Source organism: Hyphomonas sediminis, assembly GCF_019679475.1.
Lineage (GTDB): Bacteria > Pseudomonadota > Alphaproteobacteria > Caulobacterales > Hyphomonadaceae > Hyphomonas > Hyphomonas sediminis.
The window spans coordinates 343,946-366,196 of the sequence record NZ_JAIEZP010000001.1 but is presented as its reverse complement, the minus strand read 5'-3'; the positions used below and the strand labels follow the sequence as shown (position 1 = coordinate 366,196).

At 62.6% G+C, this 22,251-nt stretch carries 24 protein-coding genes; 21 read left to right on the top strand and 3 right to left on the bottom strand.

Features of this window, described 5'->3' with window-relative positions; all coding sequences use genetic code 11:
- Window positions 1-9 precede the first annotated feature (9 nt).
- Window positions 10-1,197, bottom strand: a complete 1,188-nt coding sequence (locus K1X12_RS01795) for a serine hydrolase domain-containing protein (RefSeq protein WP_220985930.1) — start codon at window positions 1,195-1,197, stop codon at window positions 10-12.
- Window positions 1,198-1,436: 239 nt separating this feature from the next.
- On the opposite strand from K1X12_RS01795, the gene rpmH reads away from it, so the two are divergent.
- The 10 genes from rpmH to dapD all read left to right on the top strand — a co-directional run bounded on the left by rpmH (window position 1,437) and on the right by dapD (window position 8,893).
- Window positions 1,437-1,571: a 50S ribosomal protein L34 gene (rpmH, locus tag K1X12_RS01790; protein ID WP_034766749.1), complete on the top strand. Its 135-nt coding sequence runs from the start codon at window positions 1,437-1,439 to the stop codon at window positions 1,569-1,571.
- A 37-nt stretch (window positions 1,572-1,608) separates the two neighbouring features.
- On the top strand, window positions 1,609-1,974 hold the full coding sequence (gene rnpA / locus K1X12_RS01785; RefSeq protein ID WP_220985929.1) for a ribonuclease P protein component: 366 nt from the start codon (window positions 1,609-1,611) through the stop codon (window positions 1,972-1,974).
- 57 nt (window positions 1,975-2,031) lie between these two features.
- A complete protein-coding gene (yidC, locus tag K1X12_RS01780; protein ID WP_220985928.1) occupies window positions 2,032-3,852 on the top strand; it encodes a membrane protein insertase YidC in 1,821 nt (606 codons plus the stop codon).
- 3 nt (window positions 3,853-3,855) lie between these two features.
- Window positions 3,856-4,509 (top strand): ribosome biogenesis GTP-binding protein YihA/YsxC, encoded by a 654-nt coding sequence (yihA, locus tag K1X12_RS01775; protein WP_220985927.1) that lies wholly within the window; start codon window positions 3,856-3,858, stop codon window positions 4,507-4,509.
- A 37-nt stretch (window positions 4,510-4,546) separates the two neighbouring features.
- Entirely contained in the window at window positions 4,547-5,047 is a 501-nt protein-coding gene (locus tag K1X12_RS01770; protein WP_220985926.1) for a GNAT family N-acetyltransferase, read from the top strand.
- 30 nt (window positions 5,048-5,077) lie between these two features.
- Window positions 5,078-5,341: a hypothetical protein gene (locus K1X12_RS01765; RefSeq protein ID WP_220985925.1), complete on the top strand. Its 264-nt coding sequence runs from the start codon at window positions 5,078-5,080 to the stop codon at window positions 5,339-5,341.
- 61 nt (window positions 5,342-5,402) lie between these two features.
- A complete protein-coding gene (gene argB, locus K1X12_RS01760) occupies window positions 5,403-6,296 on the top strand; it encodes an acetylglutamate kinase (RefSeq protein WP_220985924.1) in 894 nt (297 codons plus the stop codon).
- Window positions 6,271-7,308: a DUF1036 domain-containing protein gene (locus K1X12_RS01755; protein ID WP_220985923.1), complete on the top strand. Its 1,038-nt coding sequence runs from the start codon at window positions 6,271-6,273 to the stop codon at window positions 7,306-7,308. The genes argB and K1X12_RS01755 overlap by 26 nt, the downstream gene beginning before the upstream one ends.
- Complete coding sequence (locus tag K1X12_RS01750; RefSeq protein WP_220985922.1) at window positions 7,305-8,048, top strand: pyrimidine 5'-nucleotidase; 744 nt, start codon at window positions 7,305-7,307, stop codon at window positions 8,046-8,048. Before K1X12_RS01755 ends, K1X12_RS01750 begins: the two co-directional genes overlap by 4 nt.
- Window positions 8,049-8,065: 17 nt before the next feature.
- Window positions 8,066-8,893, top strand: coding sequence for a 2,3,4,5-tetrahydropyridine-2,6-dicarboxylate N-succinyltransferase (gene dapD, locus K1X12_RS01745; protein ID WP_220985921.1), 828 nt, complete (start codon window positions 8,066-8,068; stop codon window positions 8,891-8,893).
- Window positions 8,894-8,946: 53 nt separating this feature from the next.
- On the opposite strand, the gene K1X12_RS01740 is transcribed toward dapD, so the two are convergent.
- Window positions 8,947-9,756: an alpha/beta fold hydrolase gene (locus tag K1X12_RS01740; protein WP_220985920.1), complete on the bottom strand. Its 810-nt coding sequence runs from the start codon at window positions 9,754-9,756 to the stop codon at window positions 8,947-8,949.
- A 57-nt stretch (window positions 9,757-9,813) separates the two neighbouring features.
- On the opposite strand from K1X12_RS01740, the gene K1X12_RS01735 reads away from it, so the two are divergent.
- Together K1X12_RS01735 and K1X12_RS01730 are read left to right on the top strand one after the other, a co-directional pair.
- Window positions 9,814-10,983 carry a glycosyltransferase family 4 protein gene (locus K1X12_RS01735; protein ID WP_225907830.1) on the top strand — a complete coding sequence of 390 codons (1,170 nt, stop codon included), beginning with the start codon at window positions 9,814-9,816 and terminating at the stop codon, window positions 10,981-10,983.
- 4 nt (window positions 10,984-10,987) lie between these two features.
- Complete coding sequence (locus K1X12_RS01730; RefSeq protein ID WP_225907829.1) at window positions 10,988-12,025, top strand: glycosyltransferase family 9 protein; 1,038 nt, start codon at window positions 10,988-10,990, stop codon at window positions 12,023-12,025.
- Window positions 12,026-12,052: 27 nt separating this feature from the next.
- Here K1X12_RS01730 and K1X12_RS01725 read toward each other — a convergent pair whose 3' ends face one another.
- The gene (locus tag K1X12_RS01725) at window positions 12,053-14,566 is read right to left on the bottom strand and encodes a zinc-dependent metalloprotease (RefSeq protein WP_220985918.1); all 2,514 of its coding nucleotides are present in this window, start codon (window positions 14,564-14,566) and stop codon (window positions 12,053-12,055) included.
- A gap of 188 nt (window positions 14,567-14,754) precedes the next feature.
- Here K1X12_RS01725 and infC point away from each other — a divergent pair, with 188 nt between their 5' ends.
- The 9 genes from infC (at window position 14,755) to dapB (ending at window position 22,192) form a co-directional block, all read left to right on the top strand.
- Window positions 14,755-15,297: a translation initiation factor IF-3 gene (gene infC / locus K1X12_RS01720; protein WP_220988764.1), complete on the top strand. Its 543-nt coding sequence runs from the start codon at window positions 14,755-14,757 to the stop codon at window positions 15,295-15,297.
- Window positions 15,298-15,493: 196 nt separating this feature from the next.
- Complete coding sequence (gene rpmI, locus K1X12_RS01715) at window positions 15,494-15,694, top strand: 50S ribosomal protein L35 (protein WP_220985917.1); 201 nt, start codon at window positions 15,494-15,496, stop codon at window positions 15,692-15,694.
- A gap of 56 nt (window positions 15,695-15,750) precedes the next feature.
- The gene (rplT, locus tag K1X12_RS01710) at window positions 15,751-16,113 is read left to right on the top strand and encodes a 50S ribosomal protein L20 (protein WP_220985916.1); all 363 of its coding nucleotides are present in this window, start codon (window positions 15,751-15,753) and stop codon (window positions 16,111-16,113) included.
- 21 nt (window positions 16,114-16,134) lie between these two features.
- Window positions 16,135-16,296: a hypothetical protein gene (locus K1X12_RS01705; RefSeq protein ID WP_220985915.1), complete on the top strand. Its 162-nt coding sequence runs from the start codon at window positions 16,135-16,137 to the stop codon at window positions 16,294-16,296.
- A 131-nt stretch (window positions 16,297-16,427) separates the two neighbouring features.
- Window positions 16,428-17,504: a phenylalanine--tRNA ligase subunit alpha gene (gene pheS, locus K1X12_RS01700; protein ID WP_220985914.1), complete on the top strand. Its 1,077-nt coding sequence runs from the start codon at window positions 16,428-16,430 to the stop codon at window positions 17,502-17,504.
- Between the two features lie 12 nt (window positions 17,505-17,516).
- Window positions 17,517-18,128 (top strand): hypothetical protein, encoded by a 612-nt coding sequence (locus K1X12_RS01695; RefSeq protein WP_220985913.1) that lies wholly within the window; start codon window positions 17,517-17,519, stop codon window positions 18,126-18,128.
- Between the two features lie 3 nt (window positions 18,129-18,131).
- Window positions 18,132-20,525, top strand: coding sequence for a phenylalanine--tRNA ligase subunit beta (gene pheT, locus K1X12_RS01690; protein ID WP_220985912.1), 2,394 nt, complete (start codon window positions 18,132-18,134; stop codon window positions 20,523-20,525).
- 27 nt (window positions 20,526-20,552) lie between these two features.
- Window positions 20,553-21,371 (top strand): ion transporter, encoded by an 819-nt coding sequence (locus K1X12_RS01685; RefSeq protein ID WP_220985911.1) that lies wholly within the window; start codon window positions 20,553-20,555, stop codon window positions 21,369-21,371.
- Window positions 21,368-22,192: a 4-hydroxy-tetrahydrodipicolinate reductase gene (gene dapB / locus K1X12_RS01680; RefSeq protein WP_220985910.1), complete on the top strand. Its 825-nt coding sequence runs from the start codon at window positions 21,368-21,370 to the stop codon at window positions 22,190-22,192. The genes K1X12_RS01685 and dapB overlap by 4 nt, the downstream gene beginning before the upstream one ends.
- Window positions 22,193-22,251: the final 59 nt, after the last annotated feature.

The window sequence follows — 22,251 nt, the reverse complement described above, 5'->3', positions numbered from 1 at the left end:
GGCCAGGGCCTAGTTGGAGGCGGTGGTGATGTCCTCGTCGATGCGCATCCAGTCGCGCGCCGGCAGGCCGTAGACCATATCCATCACTTCCAGCTCGATCCCGACCGGCAGGCGGGAGTTCGAGTTCCAGAGGGCAACCACGCCGGAATCGAGTTCGGGGTCGAGCAGCATCAGCGAGCGGTAGCCTTCCACGGCGCCGCGATGGCCCACCACGCGGGCGCCGTTGACGTCATATTTATACGTTCGCCAGCCAAGCCCGTACTGGGCCTCGCGCATATGGCTCTCGAACTGCCGGTTGAGACGGGACTGCTCGCGCGGGGTGGCCACGCGCGGGGTGTGCAGTGCGATCAGGGTCTCCGGGTTCAGCACTTCCGGCTCCAGCCCCATCTGCGCGCGGGCAAAGAGGGCAAGGTCGAGGATCGAGCCATTCACCCCGCCGGCCGCCGGAACGCGGTAATAGGGCTGTTTCACCGTTTTCAGCGCCGGGGCAGGCTGGTCGCGCCGCTTCTCATAGGGCTTGGCCCAGGAGAGCGCGCTCACAAGGCCGTCGCGGCCGGTGCTGGCGGTAAACATCTTCAGCGGCTTGAAGAGGTTTCCCTCGACAGCCTCGCCATATGTTTCTCCTGTGGCGGCCTCGATGATCTCGCTCACGGCGTCATAGGCGACATTCTGATAGGTGTGGCAGTCTCTGATCGGGCAGATGACCTTGAGCTTGCCGAGCTGTTTGCGGATCTCGACCGGGTCGCGCCCGTCTTCCAGCATGGTGTCATAGGCGTTGGACACGACGCCGACCCGGTGGGCCAGCAGGTCTTCCAACGTTGCGCTGGCTTCGCCGCCGCCGGGCAGGCGCAGCGTGGTCTTGAAGGAACCGATCGTGTCGCTGAGGTGGAACTTTCCCTCCGTGGCGAGCTTTGCCGTGAGGCTGCTGGCCACGCCTTTGGAAAGGGAGGCCCAGCGGAATACCGTGTTCCGTGTCACCGGGCCTTCGCCGATGGCGGTCTCGCCATAGCCTCTGGCAAAGGTGATCTTGCCGTCTTCGATCACTGCCACCGCGAGTCCGACCATGTCATCCTGTTGCGACAGCTTTCTCAGCCGCTGGTCCAGCCGGTCATAATCGACCGCCTCTGCAAGCGCCGGACCGGCGCCGAAGCTGGCCCAAAAGCAGGCAAAACTCAGCAAAAAGGTGGAAATTCGCACGGATCGGGCATCCCCTCGGTTCAGGTCATTGAACTTGGCCGCTGTAATCGGGCCTTTGATTCAAGTACCACTACGACAGATAAGGCGGCGTGTGGCGTTAAAGAGTAAACAGGTACGCCGCAGTCCAGCTGCATTCTCCTGGCCTGTGTATTGCGAAAACCCGCAGGCACCGCTTGACCTGACCCCGCCCGGCCTGTATTGGCCGCGGTTTCCAGAATTCAAGCCGCCAGGGCAGACCAATGAAACGCACTTTCCAGCCGAGCAACCTCCGCCGCAAGCGCACGCATGGCTTCCGTGAGCGGATGGCCACGAAGAACGGCCGCAAGGTGCTGGCACGCCGCCGCGCCAAGGGCCGCAAGTCCCTGTCGGCCTGACGGTTCCTACCCGCGCCGGGTAACTGGCGCCGTAGCAATGCCGTCTGATCTCACCCCCATGCCAGAAGTGCGCCGGCTTCGCCGCCGGCGCGAATTCACCTATGTCCGCGACGGCAAGACCGAGCGCCGCAAGACGCTTGTGATCCAGGCCCGCGCGCGCCACGGGGATGAGCCCGGCGACCATGTCGGCGAGGGCTATACCGCCACCAAAAAGGTTGGCGGCGCAGTCGAGCGCAACCGGGCCAAGCGCCGTCTTCGCGAAGCTGCCCGGCGACTTTTGCCCCAGCATGGCCTTCGCGGATGGGACTATGTCTTCATCGCGCGGGAAGCGACACTTGATACCGGCTGGGCGCGCTTGCTTGACGATATGGAAAGCGCACTGTTAAGCCTCGCGCGCACCTGATCCTGTAGCCCCCGCGCCTGCCGAACCGGCACGCTCCCAGCCCACGCGGACACCCAGATGGAAAAAGAAGAACAACGCAATTTCCTGATCGCCATTGCGGCGATGATCGCGTTCGTTTTCCTGTACCAGTTCTTTATCATGGAGCCGGCCCAGAAGCGCTATCAGGCTGAACAGGCTGCCAAAACGGCTGCCGAGCAGACAGGCGTTGCGGATACGGGCGCTACAGAAATCCTCGGACCCAAGCCGCTGGAAGATGCTCTGAAAGAAGGCGACAGGGTCGCCTTCGACGGCGCCTCCATGGATGGCTCCATCCGTCTTGCCGGCGCCCGCATCGACGATCTCAGCCTGAAGAACTATTACACCACGGTCGATAATGTCGCCGAGATCCGTCTGCTGCGTCCGGAAGCGACCGAGGGCGGCTATTTCGGCACTTACTACTGGGCCGATGGCAATTCGCTGGTTGCAGGCCGCAATTCTGCCTGGACCCAGGTTTCCGGCAACACGCTGAAGACAGGCGCGCCGATCACGCTGCGCTACGAAGCCGAAGGCATGACCATCGACCGCGAGATCTTGGTTGACGAGAACTTCATGTTCACCTTCCGTGATACGCTGACGAACACATCCGACGCGGCGCGCAATGTCCGCGCCATCGGCTCGATCGAACGTCATGGCGACTGGAAACGGTTCCTCGAAATCACCGACCCTGCCTCTGCCACCAGCGGCGGCCCGGCCCACCTTGGCCTGATGGGCGTGGTCGAGGGCGACCTGCGCCTGCAGAAATACAAGCCGCTCTTCCAGTCAAAAAAGATCAGCGGCGAGTCCAAGGAAGGCACCTTCCTGTCGGATGAGGGCGGCTGGTGGGGCCTGACGGACATGTACTGGATGGGCGCGCTTGTGCCTGAACAGGCCCGCCCGTTCACTGCCTCGGTCAACCGCGCCAGCCTTGCCCGCGGCGGTCCGCTGGAACTGCGCACAGAGGGCGAAGCCATCGTGGTTGCGCCGGGTGCAAGCGTGACCGTGGAAAACCGCCTATTTGCCGGTGCCAAACGGTTTGAAGTGCTTCAGGGATACGAGAAATCGGGTCTTCCGCGCTTTGTCGACGCGATCGACTGGGGATGGGCTTACTTCCTCACCAAGCCGTTCTTCTACATCCTGCACTGGCTCAACAGCCATATCGGCTCGTTCGGCTGGTCGATCCTGGCCTTCACGGTTCTCGTGAAAGTGCCGCTCGCCCCGCTTTACAATGGCAGCTACAAATCCATGGCGAAGCTGAAGAAGCTTCAGGAGCCGATGAAAGCGATCAACGAGCGTTTTGCCGGGGATCCGCAGCGCCGCCAGCAGGAGATCATGAAGCTCTACAAGGAAGAGGGCGCCAACCCCATCGGCGGCTGCGTTCCGATCCTCTTCACGATCCCGATCTTTTATGCGCTCTACAAGACGCTCTATGTCTCGCTCGAGATGCGCCATGCTCCGTTCTGGTTCATGAAGGATCTTTCCGCGCCCGATCCGACGGCCATCGGCAACCTGTTCGGCCTGATCCCGTTCTGGTCGGCAGCCGATATCAAGACAATCCCGGTCATCGGCATGATCATCGGTATCGGCATCCTGCCGCTGCTCTACGGCGCGACGATGGGGGCCATCCAGTCGCTCTCGCCGCCGCCGCCAGACAAGATGCAGGCGCGCATCATCATGGCTATGCCGATTGTCTTCATGTTCGTGTTCGGCGGATTTGCGGCTGGCCTTGTGCTGTACTGGGTGTGGTCGAACATCCTGACCTTCGTTCAGCAGTATACGATCATGCGTCTCAACGGCGCTGAGACCGAGATCGGGAAGTTCATTGCCAAGCGGCTCGGCAAGAACAAGGCGCAGGCGGAGTAATCCTTGGACGCAGCGCCCGAATTCTCTGAAGAGGCCCTGGAAACCGGCCGCGTCCTGTTTGCCGGGTCGGCAGACTTCGTGCTGGGCGTTGCGAGCCTGTCCGGCCTGCCGCCGGCAGACCGGGCTGAGGTTTGCTTTGCGGGCCGCTCGAATGTCGGCAAGTCCAGCCTGATCAATGCGATCACGGGCCGGGCAAAGCTCGCCCGCTCCTCGGCAGAACCGGGCCGCACGCGCGAGCTGAATTATTTCGACATTGGCTCCGGCCAGCTCTTCCTGGTCGACCTTCCGGGCTTTGGCTATGCCAAGGTTTCCAAGACGCAGACAGCGGCCTGGACCAAGCTGATCAAGTCCTATCTGCGGGGCCGGCCCAGCCTGCGCCGCGTCTTCCTGCTGATCGACGCGCGCCGCGGCGGCCTGATGGACACCGACGAAGAAGTGATGAAGCTGATGGACAGCGCCGCTGTCACCTATCAGATCGTCCTCACCAAGATCGACAAGGTGCCGAAAGGCGAGGTCGAGAAGACGGCTGCCAAGATCACCGAGAAGCTCAAGAAACATGGCGCCGCCCACCCGGTGGTGCGCATGACGTCATCGGAAAAGGGCTGGGGCATCCCCGAACTCCGGGCAGAGATTGCCGCGCTCGCCGCCCTCGGCTAGCCCTGATTGCCGAACCCTTCGGCAAAGGCAGTCCTGAATGGCTATCGACATCCGCCCGGATGACCTCACCAGCCCCGAAATGGCGGAGCTGATTTCCATTCACGCGCAGACGATGCTGGCCTCCTCTCCGGCGGAGAGTTGCCATTTCCTGCCGATCGATGGGTTGCGACAACCTTCGGTAACTGTCTGGTCTATGTGGGAAGATGGCGCGCTGACCGGTTGCGGCGCCCTGAAGGACCTCGGCGATGGCTCCGGCGAGATCAAATCCATGCACACGCGGTCTCATTTGCGGGGCAGGGGCCTTGGCCGGCTGATGCTGGAACATATCCTGAGCGAGGCCCGCGCCCGTGCGTATTCCGCTCTCTGGCTCGAAACCGGCTCGATGGACGCCTTCATTCCCGCCCGTCGGCTCTACGAGGCGCATGGATTTGAGCTTTGCGGTCCCTTTGGCGATTATTCGGAAGATCCCAACAGTGTCTTCATGCGGTTATGGCTGCGTCATCCTGCGTCATCCTCCGTTCATCTTACCGGAATATAATACTCCTCAGAGTTGACGCGGGAATCAGGGTTGGCTCAAAGTCAGACGGCCCTGCCGGGCAAAGTGGTGCAGTACGGGGAAGACGGACAGATGGAATTTCCATTGGTGGTGTCGCTATTTGTTTTAGCGGTCATGGTCGGCGTTTTCTTTTACCTGCGGACCTTCAAAGCGTCCCGTGAACATGAAATCCGCCATATCCAGAACCGCCTGGTTGAAAAATCCCGGCTTCGGGAAATGGAGGAGGCCGAGCTGGTCCCCGTTTCGGCGCGCGCGGGCGATCGCCAGCACGGCTGAGGCAGGCAAAGCGTAGATTTGCCGTTTCGCCGGGCCGCAAAGCGGGCTAATAGCCCGGCCCATGACGACCCAATCCGATCCCCAGTTCACCGCGCGCACCCTCTCTGAGGCCCTGCCGTATATCCAGCGTTATGCCGGCCAGACGATCGTGGTGAAATATGGCGGCCATGCCATGGGCGATGCGAGCCTTGCGCTGTCCTTTGCGCGCGATGTGGTGCTGCTCAAGGCGCTCGGCCTGAAACCGGTGATCGTGCATGGCGGCGGCCCCCAGATCGGCAAGCTGCTCGACAAGCTGGGCATCGTGTCGGAGTTCAAGGACGGCCTGCGCGTCACCGATGAGGCGACAATGGAAGTCGTCGAGATGGTCCTCTCCGGCCCGATCAACAAATCCATCGTCCGCGCCATCAACCAGGCCGGCGGCAAGGCGGTTGGCCTGTCGGGGGCCGATGGCAACCTGCTGATGGCCGAGAAGGCCACCCGCACGACGCGCGACCCTGACAGCCATATCGAACAGATCGTCGATCTCGGCTTTGTCGGCGAGCCCAGCGCCGTCGACATCAGCGTCCTCGAAGCCCTGCTCAAGGCCGACGCCGATCTCATCCCCGTTGTCGCCCCTGTCGGCGTCGGCGTTGATGGATCGCGCTACAATGTCAACGCCGATACGGCCGCCGGCGCGCTCGCTGCGGCGCTGAAAGCCAGCCGCCTGATCCTGATGACGGATGTGGCCGGCGTGCTCGACAAGCAGAAGCAGCTTATCCGCGAAATCCCCGCGGCCGGTGTCGGCGCGCTGATCGCGGACGGCACAGCTGCAGGCGGTATGATACCGAAGCTTGAAACTGCCGCGCATTCCGTAAATCATGGCGTTGGGGCGGCGGTTATTCTTGATGGGCGTGCGCCGCATGCCCTGCTCATGGAGCTGTTCACCGAACATGGCGCTGGAACGCTGGTTTCTTAGACTCGTTGTCCTCATTCTGGCCTGCGGGGCGGCTTTGCTGCTGCCGGCCGATGCACAGGGGACGGATGGTGATGGCTGGAAGCTGTGCAACCGCACAAGCTATGTGATCGAAGCTGCTGTTGGCCACCATCAGGGCAATGGAATCACTGTTGAAGGCTGGACCAAGCTGCATCCCGGCGCCTGCCGCGTGGCGCTGCCAGGTCCGCTGACCGCCGGCACTTATTATCTCTATGGCCGCACTTCCAGCGCCCATCTTGGCGGTGGCCGGGAATGGGGGGGGCGCTACGATCTCTGCGTCGATCCGACGGGCGGTTTCTCGCTGGAAAGCCCGCCAGATTGCGCCGCCATGGGCCTTGAAACCCAGGGGTTCCGTCCGGTCGACATCACCAAGGATGGCAACTGGACGAACCTCTTCACCGAGGTTGAAACCTATGACCAGGACAAGGCCCGCAATGCCGGCCTCCAGCGCCTGCTGGACGAAGCAGGTGTTGTCTCGGGCAATGTCGATGGCTTCATTGGCCAGCGCACACGCTCGGCAATTGCCGACTTCCTGAAATTGCGGGGCCTGCCGGCCAATCTCTCTGACGCGGATTTGATCGACTATCTCGAACAGGCCGCTGCCGAGCGGGGCCGCAATGTCGGATTCACCCTCTGCAACCGCACGAAAAACCGCATCTGGAGCGCCATCGCGCGCCGCAGCCCCGAGGGCTGGGAAAGCCGCGGCTGGTGGCGTATCGAGGCAGGCGGCTGCGCCCGCGTGATCGACCGCCCGCTGCGCGGCTCCGAACATTTCGTCTATGCCGAGATGGAAGACGGCGCCCAGCTGCGCACCCTGTCGAATGCGAACGAAGCCTTCTGCGTGGGCCGCTCGAAATTCGCGATTGCAGGCCGCGAGGATTGCGAGGACTCGGCTTATCGCACGGCGCTGTTCACGCGCACGCCTGCGCCGGTAGACCGTAAGCTGATCTACGAATTCTTTGCCCGTGACTTCACCCAGACGGCCGGCCAATGAGCCTGCCGCCCAAACTTCCTGCCATCGAGCTCGATCACGTCCAGGACTGGGTGTTCGACCTCGACAATACGCTCTACCCGGCAGAGTGCGATCTCTTTGCCGAGATCGACGTGCGCATGACCGATTTCGTCTCGCGCTATCTGCAGCTGGAGCGGGAAGCGGCCCGCAAGGTGCAGAAATCCTACTACGCCCAGTATGGCACTACGCTGTCGGGCCTGATGACCGTGCACAATCTCGATCCGGCGGATTTCCTGCACTATGTCCACGAGATCGACCTGTCGCCCCTGCCGGACCTGCCGGACCTGCGCAGTGCGCTTGCGGCGCTGCCGGGGCGCAAATTCGTCTACACCAATGGCTCCCGCCGCCATGCCGAGCGCGTGACCGAGAAGATGGGCATTGCCCATCTCTTCAACGACAGTTTCGGCATCGAGGAAGCCGCCTACCGGCCCAAGCCGCATGTCGATGCGTATGAAACCTTCTGCCAGCTCCATCAGGTGCGGCCGGAAGGGGCGATATTCTTCGAGGACCTGGCCCGCAATCTGAAACCCGCCAAATCGCTCGGCTTCACCACGGTGCTCGTCCATTCCGAAAAGGATTGGAGCCATGAGCCGATCGAGGCACGTCCCGCCGGGGCAGGGGATGCTTTCGGGGATGACGGACCCGGACACATCGACTACATGACCGGCGACCTTGCGGGTTTCCTGAACACCGCGCTGTCGAGCCTGAACGACAAGAAATAAGCCTGAAGAGAGATGCCATGACCGACGCCCTTGCCCGTGTAATCGATGCTGCCTGGGAAGGACGCGACGCGCTCTCCACCGCCACCACCGGCGAAGTGCGCGATGCGGTCGACGCCGCGATCAGCCTGCTCGATAGCGGCGAAGCCCGCGTCGCCAGCAAGGAAGCCGATGGCAGCTGGACCGTGCACCAATGGCTGAAGAAAGCCGTGCTGCTCTCCTTCCGCCTCAACGCAAACGGCGTCATGGGCGGCTCGCCTGCCGGCGGCAACTGGTGGGACAAGGTGCCCTCCAAGTTTGAAGGCTGGGGCGAAAAGGAATTCCAGGAAGCCGGCTTCCGCGCCGTGCCGCCTGCCGCCGTGCGCCGCGGCGCCTATGTGGCGAAGAATGCGGTTCTCATGCCGTCCTACGTCAACATCGGCGCCTATGTCGGCGAAGGCACCATGATCGACACCTGGGCCTCGGTCGGCTCTTGCGCGCAGGTTGGCGCCAACTGCCACATCTCGGCTGGCACAGGCATCGGCGGCGTGCTGGAGCCGCTGCAGGCCAACCCCACCATCATCGAAGACAACTGCTTCATCGGCGCGCGCTCTGAAGTGGTCGAAGGCGTGGTTGTCGGCGAAGGCTCTGTCCTCGCCATGGGCGTGTTCATCACGCAAAGCACCAAGATCGTCTATCGCAATACGGGCGAGATCATCTACGGCAAGGTTCCGCCTTACTCCGTGGTCGTCCCCGGCACGCTGCCCGATCCGAAGGGCGGCCCGTCGCTGGCCTGCGCCGTGATCGTCAAAACCGTGGACGCGCAAACCCGCTCAAAGACCGGCGTGAACGAATTGCTGCGCGACTAGGCCGGAATTGTGGGGCCTGAATAGCGCGGCACGCGTGGTGGCCAGCAGGCCGCTTACGCGTCGTGCAGGCTCGGCTTGATCTGCGGCGCGCCGACGGTAGCCTCCTGCCGTCTTAGCAGGCCGCAGACATCGGCGCACGCAGCGATCAGACGGTTTACGTCCTCATCCCGCGACAGGCGGTGGTCACCGTCCTTGATCAGGGTAAGGACCGTGTTGTCACTCGTCAGCCGTTCGTTAAGTTCCATGGCGTGCGTCCAGGGTACGTCCGCGTCCTGCATGCCTTGAAGGATACGAACGGGGCCGTCGAACACAATTGGCGCGTCGAGAATCTGCCATTTCCGCCCGTCTTCGATGAGGTTTCTGGTGATCGGGTCTGGCGTGCCATAGGCCGATGGGCGCAGCGTAACGCCCGTTGCCATCACTTCTTCCTGCTGAGCCGGCGTCAGGTCGGGCCACATCAACTTTTCGGTGAAGTCTGGCGCTGGCGCAACCAGCACAAGGCCCTTCACGCGCTCGGGCCTGGCCAGTGCCGCCAGCAGCGCCAGCCAGCCGCCCATGCTCGACCCGACCAGCACAACCGGGCCAACCGAGAGCTGGTCAATCGCTGCTAAAACATCGGTGCGCCAGGCCAGAATTGTTCCGTCCTCAAAACGGCCCTCTGATTCGCCATGGCCTGAATAGTCAAACAAAACAGCGCCATGGCCGGTTTCCCAAGCCCAGGATTTGACCGCCTGCGCCTTGCCGCCCGCCATGTCAGATCTGTAGCCGGATAACCAGATCACGGTCGGTCGGCCCGATTGCGGCGGCATAACATCGAAGGCGAGGCGGTTGCCGGTGGGTGAGGTGAAATAATCCGTTGTCATATATGCTGCCTTCCGCCATCTCTCACGCCTGTCAAGCGAGTAGGTTGAGGCCGCGTTTTGGACGATTTCCCCGATATGAAGGGCAGGGTGATCCTGCAGGTGGCTCCGGAGCTTTCCGCAGGCGGCGTTGAGCGCACCGTTCTGGAAGTAACCGAAGCAATTGTCGCGGCCGGCGGGCGTGCCCTGCTTGCCAGCCGAGGTGGAAGGCTTGAGCCTGAATTTGCCCGGCTGGGTGGCGAACTTTTCCGTATGGATGCAAAAAGCCGCAACCCGCTGACCATCAAGATCAATGAGGGAAAGATCCGCCAGGCTATCCGTGAGGAGAAGGTTGATCTGGTCCACGCCCGCTCGCGCGCGCCCGCCTGGAGTGCCTATGCCGCTGCCAGGGCTGAAGGCGTGCCCTTCGTGACGACCTATCACGGCGCCTATTCGGGCAACTCCGGCCTCAAGCGAACCTATAATTCGGTGATGGCCAAGGGCGATTTGGTGATCGCCAATTCCAACTGGATCGCTGCGCATATCCAAAAGGTGCATGAAATCCCGGCGGAGCAGATCGTTACGATTCCACGCGGGGTGGATCTTGCAGAGTTTGATCCGGCAGTTGTTGCGCCGGCGCGGGTCAATGCCATCCGTGAAAGCTGGGGGCTCGCCGGGGACAAGCGCCTCACGCTGTTCCTGCCGGGCCGCCTCACGGCCTGGAAAGGGCAGGGCCTCGCCATTGATGCGTTCGCTGCCCTCGCGCCAGACGAGCGCGCCGCCCTTGTGCTGGTTCTCGCCGGCGATCCGCAGGGCCGCGATCACTATGTCGAGGAATTGCAGACGAAGATCGAGACTTCCGGCCTCGTCAATTCGGTGATCATTGCCCCGCATATCAGCGATATGGCCGCTGCCTATCTGGCGTCGGGCATCGTGCTTGCCCCTTCCACCCGTCCGGAAGCCTTCGGGCGCGTCGCCGCAGAGGCCGCCGCGATGGAGCGCCCGGTGATCGTCTCCGATCATGGCGGCGGGCGGGAAACCGTTCTTGAAGCAGAAACCGGCGCGCGGGTTGCGCCCGGCGATGTCCGCGCCCTCGCTGGCGCGCTGCGGGCGATGATTGCCCTTGGCCCCACGGTGCGCGCCTCCATGGGCAAGGCGGGGCGCGCGCATGTCCAGCGCCATTTCTCCAAGAGGGGGCTTCAGACGGCGACACTCACCGTCTATAAGCGCCTGTTGGAGAAGGGGAATTGAACTATTGTCGAGCTCAGGCGGCAACAAAGCCAGCCCGGTGAACCCCGGCGCGAAGGCCAAGGAAGTGCTGGTGATCAAGCTCAGCGCGCTGGGGGATTTTGTCCTGGCGCTCGGCGCCATGCGCGCCGTGCGGGAGTTTCACCCCTCCGCCCGCATCACCCTGCTGACCACGCCCCCCTTTGAAGAATTCGCCAGGGTTTGTCCCTATGTCGATGTCGTCGAAACCGATGGCCGTCCGGAAGGCATGAAGGCCACCGCTGCGCTGCTTGGCCGTATCCGCAAGGCGAAGTACGACATCGTCTACGATTTCCAGACCAGCGGGCGCACGAAGAACTACTTCTCCGTCCTCTCGCGCGGTGGCAAGGCGCCGCTCTGGTCGGGCCATCACGAAAAGGCGGCCTTCTTCCACGACAATCCGGCGCGCGGCGGAATGCACTCGATTGACCGCCTGGCCGAGCAGCTGGAAGTCGCCGGCGTCGCGCCCCAGGGGCGCTGGCTCGGCAACAGCCGGCCATTTCCGGATCTTGGCTGGGTGCGCCCCAAGCTCGGGGATACGCCCCGCCTCAGCCCGGCCTATTTCGGCATCCAGAAGCCCTACATGCTGCTGATCCCCGGCGCCTCGGAGCACCGCGAAGCCAAGCGCTGGCCGGTGGAGAATTATGCCGAGCTGGCCAAGCGCATCGCCGATCTCGGTGTCATGCCCGTCATCATCGGCGGCAAGGCCGAAAGCCAGCTTGCCCAGGACATCGCGAAGAAAGAGCCGCGCGTCAAAAGCCTCGTGACCCGCACCGATCTCTTCCAGATCGTCACGCTGGCCGAAACCGCCCTCTTCGTTGTCGGGAACGACACCGGCCCGATGCATATGGCGACGCTGGCCGGCGCCCCCGGCATCGCCCTCTTTGCGTTGACCGAAAGCAGCCCGGACCAGGCCGCTCCGCGTGGCCCCAAAACTGTCATCGTCAACTCCGCCCCGACGCTCAAGGAGCTGTCGGTGGATGATGTCTGGCAATCGGTCCGCGCGCTCGGCGTCCTGAACACCTGAGCGACGCGGCCGGGTGGCGGGGGAGGGTTACTCCCCCGTGCAGTGCCAGCATTCTTCAGTCTGACCCATCGCGCCGCTGAACGATCCGATCGGGGCACCTGCCGGGGTCGCCGGGGCCGGACGCAGGATCGCGCCAGGCAGCTCGTCGCCGGCCAGATGTTTGCCGATCAGGTCCGCCAAGGCGCGCGAAGTGACCGGATCTGTCACTGTTTGTCCCCGTTTTGACACGGAAAGACGCGATTGGAGCCCGGAAAGGTAGCTGTCTGTCACCGCCTTGACGCTGCTGGACGCTGTTTCGCTGCGCGACAGGGAAATCAGCTCCGCCACGAACCGGGTCTGCACAATTTGCGACAGGGCGGCGAGGCGCGGGCTGTCAGTCCTGGCAAACGCCGCTGTCTCCAGCCGCTCGATCACGTCGGCCAGCGTCAGGGTGTTCGGGTTGCGCTGTTCATACGCCATCAGCCGGTTTGCGCGCTTTGGGTCGAGCACCGCTGACAGCGTCAGGTCTGCAGCAACTTCAGCAGAGGCGGCCAGATCGAACACTGGCCCGGTCCGGTTGGGGAACAGCTCGTCGATGGAGCCGCGCCCGAAATAGCCAAGATCGCCGGGCGTCAGGTAGTTCAGCGCCGTGTCCGGCAGGTCGAGCGCGGCAGGGTTCAGCGTGCGCGCAAGGGCCTCCAGCGCCCGGCGTTGCTCAGCCGGCGCAACAGGAACAGCCGGCGTCTCGCCTTCGCCCTTCATCTGATAGCGGAAGTCGAGCCCCCCGATGGACTTCGCTGCCGCCTCGATCTGGTAGCGGTGGTAAAGATAGATCGGCACGATCACGGCGTTGAGGTCAGACAGAGGCCGGCCATCGGCAAGGGCGCCGGGGCCGAAGTTTGCCAGCGCAATCCGGCGCACCTCCATCACCTCGTCCAGCATCGCCACCGGGTCTGCGCCATTGTCCCACACCGCGCCGAAGGGATGGCCGGTCTCCTTGTTGCGGGCATGCCCGTCAGACACGAAGCGCAGGCCGGAGCCGTAGGCAGCATCGACCATCTGGTTGAGCTTGGCCGGATCGTCCCCGCCTTCAGGGAACTGGGAGTAAAGCCATTTGACGGTGAAGATGTCCCACGCGCCAAGCCCGGTTGCATAGGCTTCGGAGAAATCGAGCCCGCCTGCGGCTGGCTTCACCCAGGGGGCGGGATAATCCATCACCGAGGCGCGGTCATTGGTGCTGGCGGCAAAATTGTGCGCAAAGCCCAGCGTGTGGCCCACTTCATGCGCTGAAAGCTGGCGGATGCGCGCGAGCGAAATCTCGACCGGATCGCCGGCTTCGCCTGAGCCGGACTTTGCTGCCCCGGCGAGGCCTTCAAAGATCATCCGGTCCTGGCGCACGCGCTGGGAGCCGAGGATGACATTGGCTTTCAGGATCTCGCCCGTGCGCGGGTCCACGACGCTGCCGCCATAGGACCAGCCGCGTGTCTGGCGGTGAACCCAGTTGATCACATTGTAACGCACGTCCAGCGGATGGGCCCCTTCAGGGAGCACTTCCACGCGGTAAGCATTCTCGAAGCCGGCTGCGGCAAAGCCTTCGGCCCACCAGCTGGCGCCTTCGATCAGCGCGTTGCGGATTTCTGCGGGCGCGCCATTGTCGACATAGAAGACGATTGGTTCCTTGACCGGGCCGGAGGCCGCCGCCGCGTCCACACGCTCCAGCCGCATGCGCGGCGAGAAGCGTGAAATCAGCGGCGCGTCCAGCGGGGCAGAGAAGTCATGGAAGCCCATGCCGATGCTGGCTGTGCGCTGGTCGAAGGCGCGCGGCGTGTAGCCGTCATCGGGCAGGCGCACGAAGGAATGGTGGAGCACCAGCGTGATGGCGCGCGCGTCCGCCGCCGTCGCATAGGTCTCCGAATTGGGCTTCGAGGTCTCAAAGGTCAGGAAAGCGTCGATCTCGGCATTATCAGGGAAGGAGAGGACATTTTCCGGATCCGGCATCGACCGGTCGGCCACCAGTCGGTAGTCGGAGGCGTCCTTTCCATGCTTCAGCGCGCGGGCAATGTCGTTCGCGTCCCGTGTCAGGAAGCCCGACAGGTCGATCAACAGGCGGCCATCCGCGCCGGTTGCCTCGATGCCTGTGGACCAGAGAAACGAGTTTGCAAAGCTCTGCTGTACGGAGCGTTCCTCATCTGCCCGGCCCGAAGTGGCGCGGTAATTCCAGTTTTCCGCCTCGGCAACGACCTTCTCACCGATCCGGCGGAAGCGGATGATGTCGCCGGAGCTGGAATTGCCCCGGTCGAGGCCAATCGGGTTCGATCCGAGGCCAGCCGTCAGGCCAGCGGCATAGATGAAGCGCGCGCTGATGCCATCTGCGTCGGGGGCCGGCAGGGCCACATAGACCTTGCCTTTGCTCTGATCGACATAGAGATCGAGAAATCCGGGCAGGGCCTCCAGGCCGTCAATTTTCTGTGCCAGCGTGGGGGGCGCTTCCGTCTTGGGCTGCGAAACCGCCGCCCCGGAAAGCCCCAGACAGACAGCCGTCAGCAATATCGCAAATCTCATTTGGGGCCCCGCGCCGTGGTTTCAGGTCAGGGCGCGATTAAAGCGATAAAGTTGGCGAGGGCAACGAAGGGAACCGATCTTTCCCGATTGCATTCCGTGAAAGTGGCTGCCAAAGCCTGCCGCCTTGAAGATGGCTGCAAACGCAGGCATATTCCCGCAACTTTCTGAGCCACCAAAGGAGATTTCCAATAGCTCGCAGACCCGAAGCCGACGCACCGCCGAAGAAACAGGTTGGTCCTCGCATCAATGAAGAAATCCGCGCGGCCCGCGTGCTGCTGATCGATGAGAACGGCGAGAAACAGGGCGTGATGCCCCTCGGCGCCGCTCTGGACGCAGCGCGGGAAGCGGGAATGGACCTCGTGGAGGTCTCCGCCGGCCAGGAAACGCCGGTCGTCAAGATTCTGGATTACGGCAAGCTGCGCTTTGAAGAGCGCAAGAAGAAAGCCGCAGCAAAGAAGAAGCAGAAGTCTTCGGAGCTGAAAGAGATCAAGATCCGCCCCAACATCGACAAGCACGATTATGAGGTGAAAGCCCGCGCCATCGCGCGCTTCTTTGAAGAAGGCGACAAGGTAAAGGTTACCCTGCGCTTCCGTGGCCGTGAGATGGCTCACCAGCATCTCGGTATGGAGCTTCTCGAGAAGATGAAGAAGGATTTCGAGGAGACCGCGAAGGTCGAACTCGAGCCAAAGCTTGAGGGCAAGCAGATGACCATGGTGCTCGCGCCGCGCTGATCCGCGCGCGGGGCGGAGGGCGCCCCCAGGCCAATTGAATTATCGGCAGGGCGGCGCAAGCCGCCCTCTTGATTCATGTCGCAGGTTCCGCCATAAGCCGCCACTTCCGGACTCCGGGGCGACGGCATCGCCCCCTGGTCCGTTATGTCAGGGCCGCCGGCAACGGTGTGAGCTCCACGAAATCAAGGAGACGAAGATGCCGAAGATGAAGACCAAGAAGGCCGCTGCAAAGCGCTTCAAAATCACCGCAACGGGCAAGCTGAAGCACGGCGTCGCTGGTAAGCGCCACCGCCTGATCAGCCACAACTCGAAGTACATCCGCCAGAACCGCGGCACGTCCGTCGGCGCCAAGGCTGATGAAGCTCGCGTGAAAAAGTACCTGCCCTACGGCCTCTAAGGCCGGGCGGAACCACCAACCCGTTGATTTTGAACACTTTCTGACAGGAGGCCCCTATGCCCCGTTCCCGCGCTAAAGTTCCCGCCCACGCCCGCCACAAGAAGATTATCAAGCAGGCGAAAGGTTTCCGCGGCCGCCGCAAGAATACCTTCACCAACGCCGCTGCCGCCGTCTGGAAAGCCGGCGAGTATGCTTATGTTGGCCGCAAGGTTAAGAAGCGCCAGTTCCGTTCGCTCTGGATCCAGCGTATCAACGCCGCTGTTCGTATCCATGACGACGCCATGAATTACTCGACCTTCATCAACGGCCTGACCAAGGCTGGTATCGAAGTCGACCGCAAAGTGATGGCTGACCTCGCCGTGAAAGAGCCCGAAGCATTCGGCGCCCTTGTCGCGCAGGCCAAAGCTGCCCTCGCCTAATTCCAGCCGGAGAGAAACAAGATGTCGAAATCCCCGAACAGCGTTCTCAACCCCGGCAAAAAGCCGCGCGTCAAGCGCCGCAATGCCAAATGGACCGCAAACCTCGCGAAGCGGGCAAAGATCCGCGTGTTTGGTAACACCAAGCGCGCACGCCTTGCTCGCAAGAAGGCTGCGCGCGCCTAATCGGCGCCCCCGGCCTCGCCTCGTGTTCTGAGACGCCCGTGGGTTTCCGCCCGCGGGCGTTTTGCTGATTGCATCGCCCTTATCCTAGCGACTAGAAAGCCGCTGGGCCTGACCTGAAAGGGAAATTCCAAGTGTCCGACATTATCCGGATCGAAGAAGAGGCGCTGGCGGCTGTGACCGCCGCGGCAGACCTCGCAACGCTCGACGCCGTGCGTGTGGCTGAGTTGGGCAAGAAGGGCCGCGTGTCCGGCCTGATGGGCGCGCTCGGCAAGATGAGCCCTGAAGAGCGCAAGACGCAGGGGCCTCTGCTCAACGCGCTGAAGGACAAGGTGGACGCTGCCATCCGTGCCCGCAAATCGGCGCTGGAGGCAGCTGAGCTTGAAGCCCGCCTCGCCAGCGAGAAGATCGACCTGACGCTGCCCGCGGCGCCCTCGCCAGCCGAAGGCGCGCTGCACCCGGTCATGCAGGTGTTCGAAGAGATTGCCGCGATCTTCGGCGATATGGGCTTCACCGTGGCCGAAGGCCCGGACATTGAAGACGACTGGCACAACTTCACGGCTCTCAACTTCCCCATCGGCCACCCGGCGCGGGAGACCCACGACACCTTCTTCATGAAGGCGCTGGAAGGCGATACGCCCAAGGTTCTGCGCACGCATACGAGCCCGGTGCAGGTGCGCACCATGATGGAAGAAAAGCCGCCGATCCGCATTCTGGTGCCTGGCCGCGTTTACCGGAATGACTGGGACGCGACCCACACGCCGATGTTCCACCAGGTCGAAGGCCTGGTGATCGAGAAGGGCATCCATATGGGGCATCTCAAGGGATGCCTGATCGATTTCGTGAAGGCGTTCTTTGAAGTCGACACGGTTGTCTCGCGCTTCCGGCCGCACTTCTTTCCGTTCACGGAGCCTTCGGCCGAGATGGACGTGAAGTATTCCCGCAAGGGCGATGCCATCGAGATTGGCGAGGGCGACCGCTGGATGGAAATTCTCGGCTGCGGCATGGTTCATCCGAACGTGCTGCGCAATTGCGGGATCGATCCGGCCGTCTATCAGGGCTTTGCCTTCGGCATGGGCGTAGACCGTCTCGCCATGTTGAAATACGGCATGCCGGACCTGCGCCCGTATTTCGAAGCCGATCCGCAATGGTCGCGCCATTACGGGTTCTCGCCCTGGCTTACGCCTTCCGTCAGCGGCGGGCTCAGCTGAAGGTAACTGACGATGAGCGATACAAAACGCAGCCGTCTGGAGATGATCGTCGCCGTGTGCGCGGTTGTGACCAGCGTCATTGCGCTTTTTGTGGCGTGGGATCAGGGACGGGTGATGCGGGCTCAGCAACATGGCGCCGTTTATCCCGTGCTGCAGGTGGATGGCTTTGTCTCCACCACGATGGACCACCGCCAGCTCGGCATCCAGTTCACCAATAGTGGTGTCGGGCCTGCGCTCATCGAGTCGGTAGAAGCGGTGAGAAATGGCGAGCCGATTGCGAGCCTGAACGATCATTATGCCCGGATGCCGGCCGGAAACGAGCTGTCCTGGACCAGTATGGTGGGCCGCGCGGTTGCGCCGGGTGACAATATCGGCGCCCTGGTCATCAGCTGGCCGATGGAGAGCATCAGCCATGCCGCGCTGCTTGATGCGAGCCAGCAATGGTCCGACGTGCAGCTCAACATTTGCTATTGTTCCGTATTCGGACGCTGCTGGACCACGGTTGGTCTTGGGAAGGCCCGGACCGAACCTGTCAAGAAATGTACGCGTAGCGACGGCGACATATTTGAAGAACTTTCGTCAGCCGCGCCGCTTACTGAACAAGAAATCATCGAGGTCGAGTAGAAGATGAAATTCACCCTTTCCTGGCTGAACGACCACCTTGTCACCAAGGCATCGCTTCAGGAGATTCTCGATCTGATGCTCAAGGCGGGCCTTGAGGTCGAGGAAGTTATCGATCCGCGCGAGAAACTTGCGCCGTTCACGGTTTGCAAGGTGATCGAGGCGAAGCCGCATCCGGATGCGGACAAGCTGCGCGTCTGCACGGTCGAGACAATCGATGGGATCAAGCAGATCGTCTGCGGCGCGCCCAACGCGCGCACCGGCATGACGGCGATCTATGCGCCGCTTGGCACCTATATTCCCGGCCTCGATTTCGCGCTCGACAAGAAGCCGCGTGCCATCCGGGGCATCGAAAGCCATGGCATGATGTGCTCCTCGCGGGAGCTGGAAGCCGGCGACGATCATGACGGCATCATCGATCTGGAAGGCGATTTCAAAGTCGGCACGCCGGCTGCTGAGGCGCTTGGCCAGACTGACCCGGTGATCGATTTCGAAGTGACACCAAACCGTCCGGACTGGCTCGGCGTGCAGGGCATTGCCCGCGACCTGGCTGCGGCCGGGGCAGGGCGGTTCCTGCGCAACGAGCCCAAGAAGATCACTGGCAGCTATGACTGCCCGGTCGATATCAAACTGGAAGCGACCGAAGCCTGCCCGATGTTTGCCGGCGCCCTGATCCGGGGTGTCACCAATGGTCCGTCACCGGACTGGATGCAGGCGCGCCTCAAGGCTGCCGGCCTCCAGCCGAAATCGCTGCTGGTCGATGTGACGAACTATATTTCGCTTGATCGCGCGCGTCCGCTGCACGTCTATGATGCGGCGAAGCTCTCCGGGGCTGTTGTCGCTCGCCTTGGCAAGAAGGGCGAAACGCTCGAAGCGCTCGACGGGAAGACTTACACGGTCACCGAAGACATGTGCGTCATCGCGGACAATTCCGGCGCGATCGGCCTTGGCGGGGTCATGGGCGGCGTCTCCACCGCTGTGTCAGCTGAGACGGTTGATGTCTTCATCGAGTCGGCCTGGTTCGACCCACTGCGCACGGCGCGCACGGGCCGGACGACTGGTGTTCATTCGGATGCCCGTTACCGGTTCGAACGCGGCGTGGACCCGCAAAGCTGTCTCGATGGTTTGAATTTCGCGATTGCGCTGATCCTTGAATATGGCGGCGGTCAGGTCTCCAAAGCGAAGATCGCCGGCTCGATTGCCGTGCGTACGCAGAAGGTTACCTTCTACCCGAAAGACGTTGAACGCCTGACCGGCCTCATCGTCAAAACGGCGGAAATGAAGCGCATCCTCAAGGATCTCGAATTCGATATCGAGGATGCGGGCGACGCTTGGTATCTGATGCCGCCATCGCATCGCTTCGACATGGAGCAATCTGCCGACATCGTGGAAGAAATCGCGCGCCTGATCGGTTTCGATCAGCTGCCGACGACATCTCTGCCGCTGCCCGAAGGGGGGCGCCGTGTCATCACCACGCCTCGTCAGGCGCGCGTGGCGGCCTCCCGCCGTGTCATGGCCGCGCGCGGCTTCCTTGAAGCTGTCACCTGGAGCTTCATGGCGCGGGAACATGCAGAGCTGTTCGGCAAGACCGAAGACGCGCTCGCTGTTGCCAATCCGGTCGCCAGCGAACTCAACTATATGCGCCCGTCTGCCCTCGGAAATCTGGCGCAGGCGGCTCAGCGCGCCCGCAATCGCGGCGAACGCACGGTGCGCCTGTTCGAAGCCGGCCCGATCTATCTCGGCGATGGTCCCAAAGATCAGCGCACGGTGATTGCCGGGCTCGTGCTTCCGGCATCCGAACGCCACTGGCAGGGGCGCGCAGCGCCATATGACGCCTATTCGGCCAAGGCTGACCTGTTCGCCCTGCTTGCTGCGCTCGGCCAGCCGGGGGATCGTTTCCAGGTTGGCGCGCCGACCCAGCCGCAATGGCATCCCGGCCAGGCGGCGAGCCTCAAGCTCGGCCCGAAAATGACGGTCGCCAATTTCGGCGCGTTGCATCCGGGCCTCCTCAAGGCGCTGGACGTTGATGGCCCAGCCTATGCGTTCGAGTTGAACCTCAACGCGCTGCCGGTGATGAAGGTCAAGGCAACGAAGACCAAATCTGTGCTGGAACGCGCCGAGCTGACACCGATCCGCCGTGACCTTGCATTTGTGGTGGAGCAGGGTGTTGCTGCGGGTGAGATCGTTCGCCATGCTCAGTCGGCTGACAAGCAGTTGATTGCGGCAATCGATGTGTTTGACGTCTATCAGGGCCAGCATGTGGGCGAGGGGCGCAAGTCTGTCGCCATCGAAGTGACCCTGCAGCCGAAGGAAGCGCTGAAGGACGATCAGATTCAGCAGGTGATGGAGCGGATCGTCGCTGCCGTTACCAAGGGAACAGGCGGCGTACTCAGAGGATAACGCCAGAAGCAGCAGGGGACGGCTGATATGGAACTGAAACGGCGGCTCTATCTAGCATTAGCGCCAGAGGCGCGCCGGAACGGTCTTTCGCTGACCAACGCTTTTATCGTTGGTCTCGTCATCATCAGCTTCCTGTTTCTGGCGCTGGAGACAGAGCCGACATTGCAGGCAATCCCGCGCTGGCAACAAGCCTTCGGGATATTCAATGTTGCCGTGATCATTATCTTCGCCATCGAGTATGCTGCGCGCGTATGGTGTGCGGGCATCGATCCTCAGTTTCGTGGTCTCCGTGGCCGGCTGCGATACATGGGGCAGTTTTATTCGATCGCAGACTTGCTCGCTTTCCTGCCAGAATTCGTCCTTATGCTGATTGGGGCTGGAAACAGCCTGTTGGTGTTGCGGGTCTTGCGTCTTGCGCGGCTTGTGAAGATTGCGCGTTTCATCCCGGCATTTGAGGCGCTCGGCGCAGCGGTGCGCCGGGCAAGTTCGCTGCTTCTCACGTCGCTCGCCCTGGCCGTGACGCTTGTCTATGTCTCAGCCGTCCTGCTCTATTTTGTCGAAGGCGTCGGTGGCGGCCATCAGGAAGCGTTTGCGTCCATTCCGCGCTCCATCTGGTGGGCGGTGGCGACGTTAACAACTGTAGGCTATGGCGATGTGTATCCGGTAACGCCATTGGGGCGCTTCTGTGCGGGCATCATCGCGATTGCCGGCATTGGCGTCGTGGCATTGCCAGCGGGCGTCTTTGCAAGCGCCTTTTCCGATGAGTTGCGGGAGCGGGAGCTTTCGCGCCTCAAGGAAGAACTGGAACAGACTAGGGCGGACGCCGCCGCGGAGAACAGAGAATGACCGAGAAAGCCATGAGCGTTGCCATTGCCGGGGTTGCCGGGCGCATGGGCCGCCAGCTTGCCGCTGTCTCCATTGATCGCGGGTACCGGCTGGCCGGCGGCACGGAAGTCGCCGCGGCCAAGGTGTATGGTGAAGATATCGGCCTGCTCGCCGGGCGCCGTGCCATCGGGCTAAAGCCGGTCGGCGAGGTTTCTGAAGCGGCTGCAGACGCCTCCGTCTGGATCGACTTCACGCGCCCTGAAGCAACGCTCGCTGCGCTGGAAAAGCTCGCCTCTACGCCTGTGCGCGCTGTCGTGATCGGCACGACTGGTTTCAGCGAACAGGAAGAAACTGCGCTGTCAGCCGCCGCCGGAAGGTTTGCCATTGTGAAGGCGGGAAACTTTTCCATAGGCGTGAATTTGCTTGAGGCATTGACCCGCCTTGCCGCAAGCCGCCTCGGCACTGACTGGGACATTGAAGTCCTTGAAACGCATCACCGAATGAAGGTCGACGCCCCTTCGGGCACTGCGCTGATGATTGGCGCAGCCGCTGCCGAGGGCAGGGGCGCGCCGCTGGGCGAGCTGCGCGCCGCACCTTATGACGGGGCGGACGCAAGGCGCGAGACAGGTAAGATCGGCTTTTCCGTGCGTCGCTCGGGCGGTGTGATTGGCGAGCATGAGGTCATGTTCGGGTCTGAGAAAGAGCTGCTCCGCCTTTCCCATACGGCACTTGATCGGTCTGTATTCGCCGAAGGCGCGCTGCATGCGGCGGCTTGGGCTGTGAAGCAGGCGCCGGGTCTCTACAACATGAATGATGTGTTGGGTCTCGGCCACACCGGCTGAGGAAACAATCCCGCTTCCAGCCGAATGCGCCTTGACGCGGCGCAGCATCGTGACAACGT

Excerpts from the sequence above, each read along its gene's own strand:
- rpmH (WP_034766749.1), top strand. The coding sequence starts at position 1,437 with ATGAAACGCACTTTCCAGCCGAGCAACCTCCGCCGCAAGCGCACGCAT.
- rnpA (WP_220985929.1), top strand. The coding sequence starts at position 1,609 with ATGCCGTCTGATCTCACCCCCATGCCAGAAGTGCGCCGGCTTCGCCGC.
- yidC (WP_220985928.1), top strand. The coding sequence starts at position 2,032 with ATGGAAAAAGAAGAACAACGCAATTTCCTGATCGCCATTGCGGCGATG.
- K1X12_RS01770 (WP_220985926.1), top strand. The coding sequence starts at position 4,547 with ATGGCTATCGACATCCGCCCGGATGACCTCACCAGCCCCGAAATGGCG.
- argB (WP_220985924.1), top strand. The coding sequence starts at position 5,403 with ATGACGACCCAATCCGATCCCCAGTTCACCGCGCGCACCCTCTCTGAG.
- K1X12_RS01755 (WP_220985923.1), top strand. The coding sequence starts at position 6,271 with ATGGCGCTGGAACGCTGGTTTCTTAGACTCGTTGTCCTCATTCTGGCC.
- K1X12_RS01750 (WP_220985922.1), top strand. The coding sequence starts at position 7,305 with ATGAGCCTGCCGCCCAAACTTCCTGCCATCGAGCTCGATCACGTCCAG.
- dapD (WP_220985921.1), top strand. The coding sequence starts at position 8,066 with ATGACCGACGCCCTTGCCCGTGTAATCGATGCTGCCTGGGAAGGACGC.
- K1X12_RS01740 (WP_220985920.1), bottom strand. The coding sequence starts at position 9,756 with ATGACAACGGATTATTTCACCTCACCCACCGGCAACCGCCTCGCCTTC.
- K1X12_RS01725 (WP_220985918.1), bottom strand. The coding sequence starts at position 14,566 with ATGAGATTTGCGATATTGCTGACGGCTGTCTGTCTGGGGCTTTCCGGG.
- rpmI (WP_220985917.1), top strand. The coding sequence starts at position 15,494 with ATGCCGAAGATGAAGACCAAGAAGGCCGCTGCAAAGCGCTTCAAAATC.
- rplT (WP_220985916.1), top strand. The coding sequence starts at position 15,751 with ATGCCCCGTTCCCGCGCTAAAGTTCCCGCCCACGCCCGCCACAAGAAG.
- K1X12_RS01705 (WP_220985915.1), top strand. The coding sequence starts at position 16,135 with ATGTCGAAATCCCCGAACAGCGTTCTCAACCCCGGCAAAAAGCCGCGC.
- K1X12_RS01695 (WP_220985913.1), top strand. The coding sequence starts at position 17,517 with ATGAGCGATACAAAACGCAGCCGTCTGGAGATGATCGTCGCCGTGTGC.
- pheT (WP_220985912.1), top strand. The coding sequence starts at position 18,132 with ATGAAATTCACCCTTTCCTGGCTGAACGACCACCTTGTCACCAAGGCA.
- K1X12_RS01685 (WP_220985911.1), top strand. The coding sequence starts at position 20,553 with ATGGAACTGAAACGGCGGCTCTATCTAGCATTAGCGCCAGAGGCGCGC.
- dapB (WP_220985910.1), top strand. The coding sequence starts at position 21,368 with ATGACCGAGAAAGCCATGAGCGTTGCCATTGCCGGGGTTGCCGGGCGC.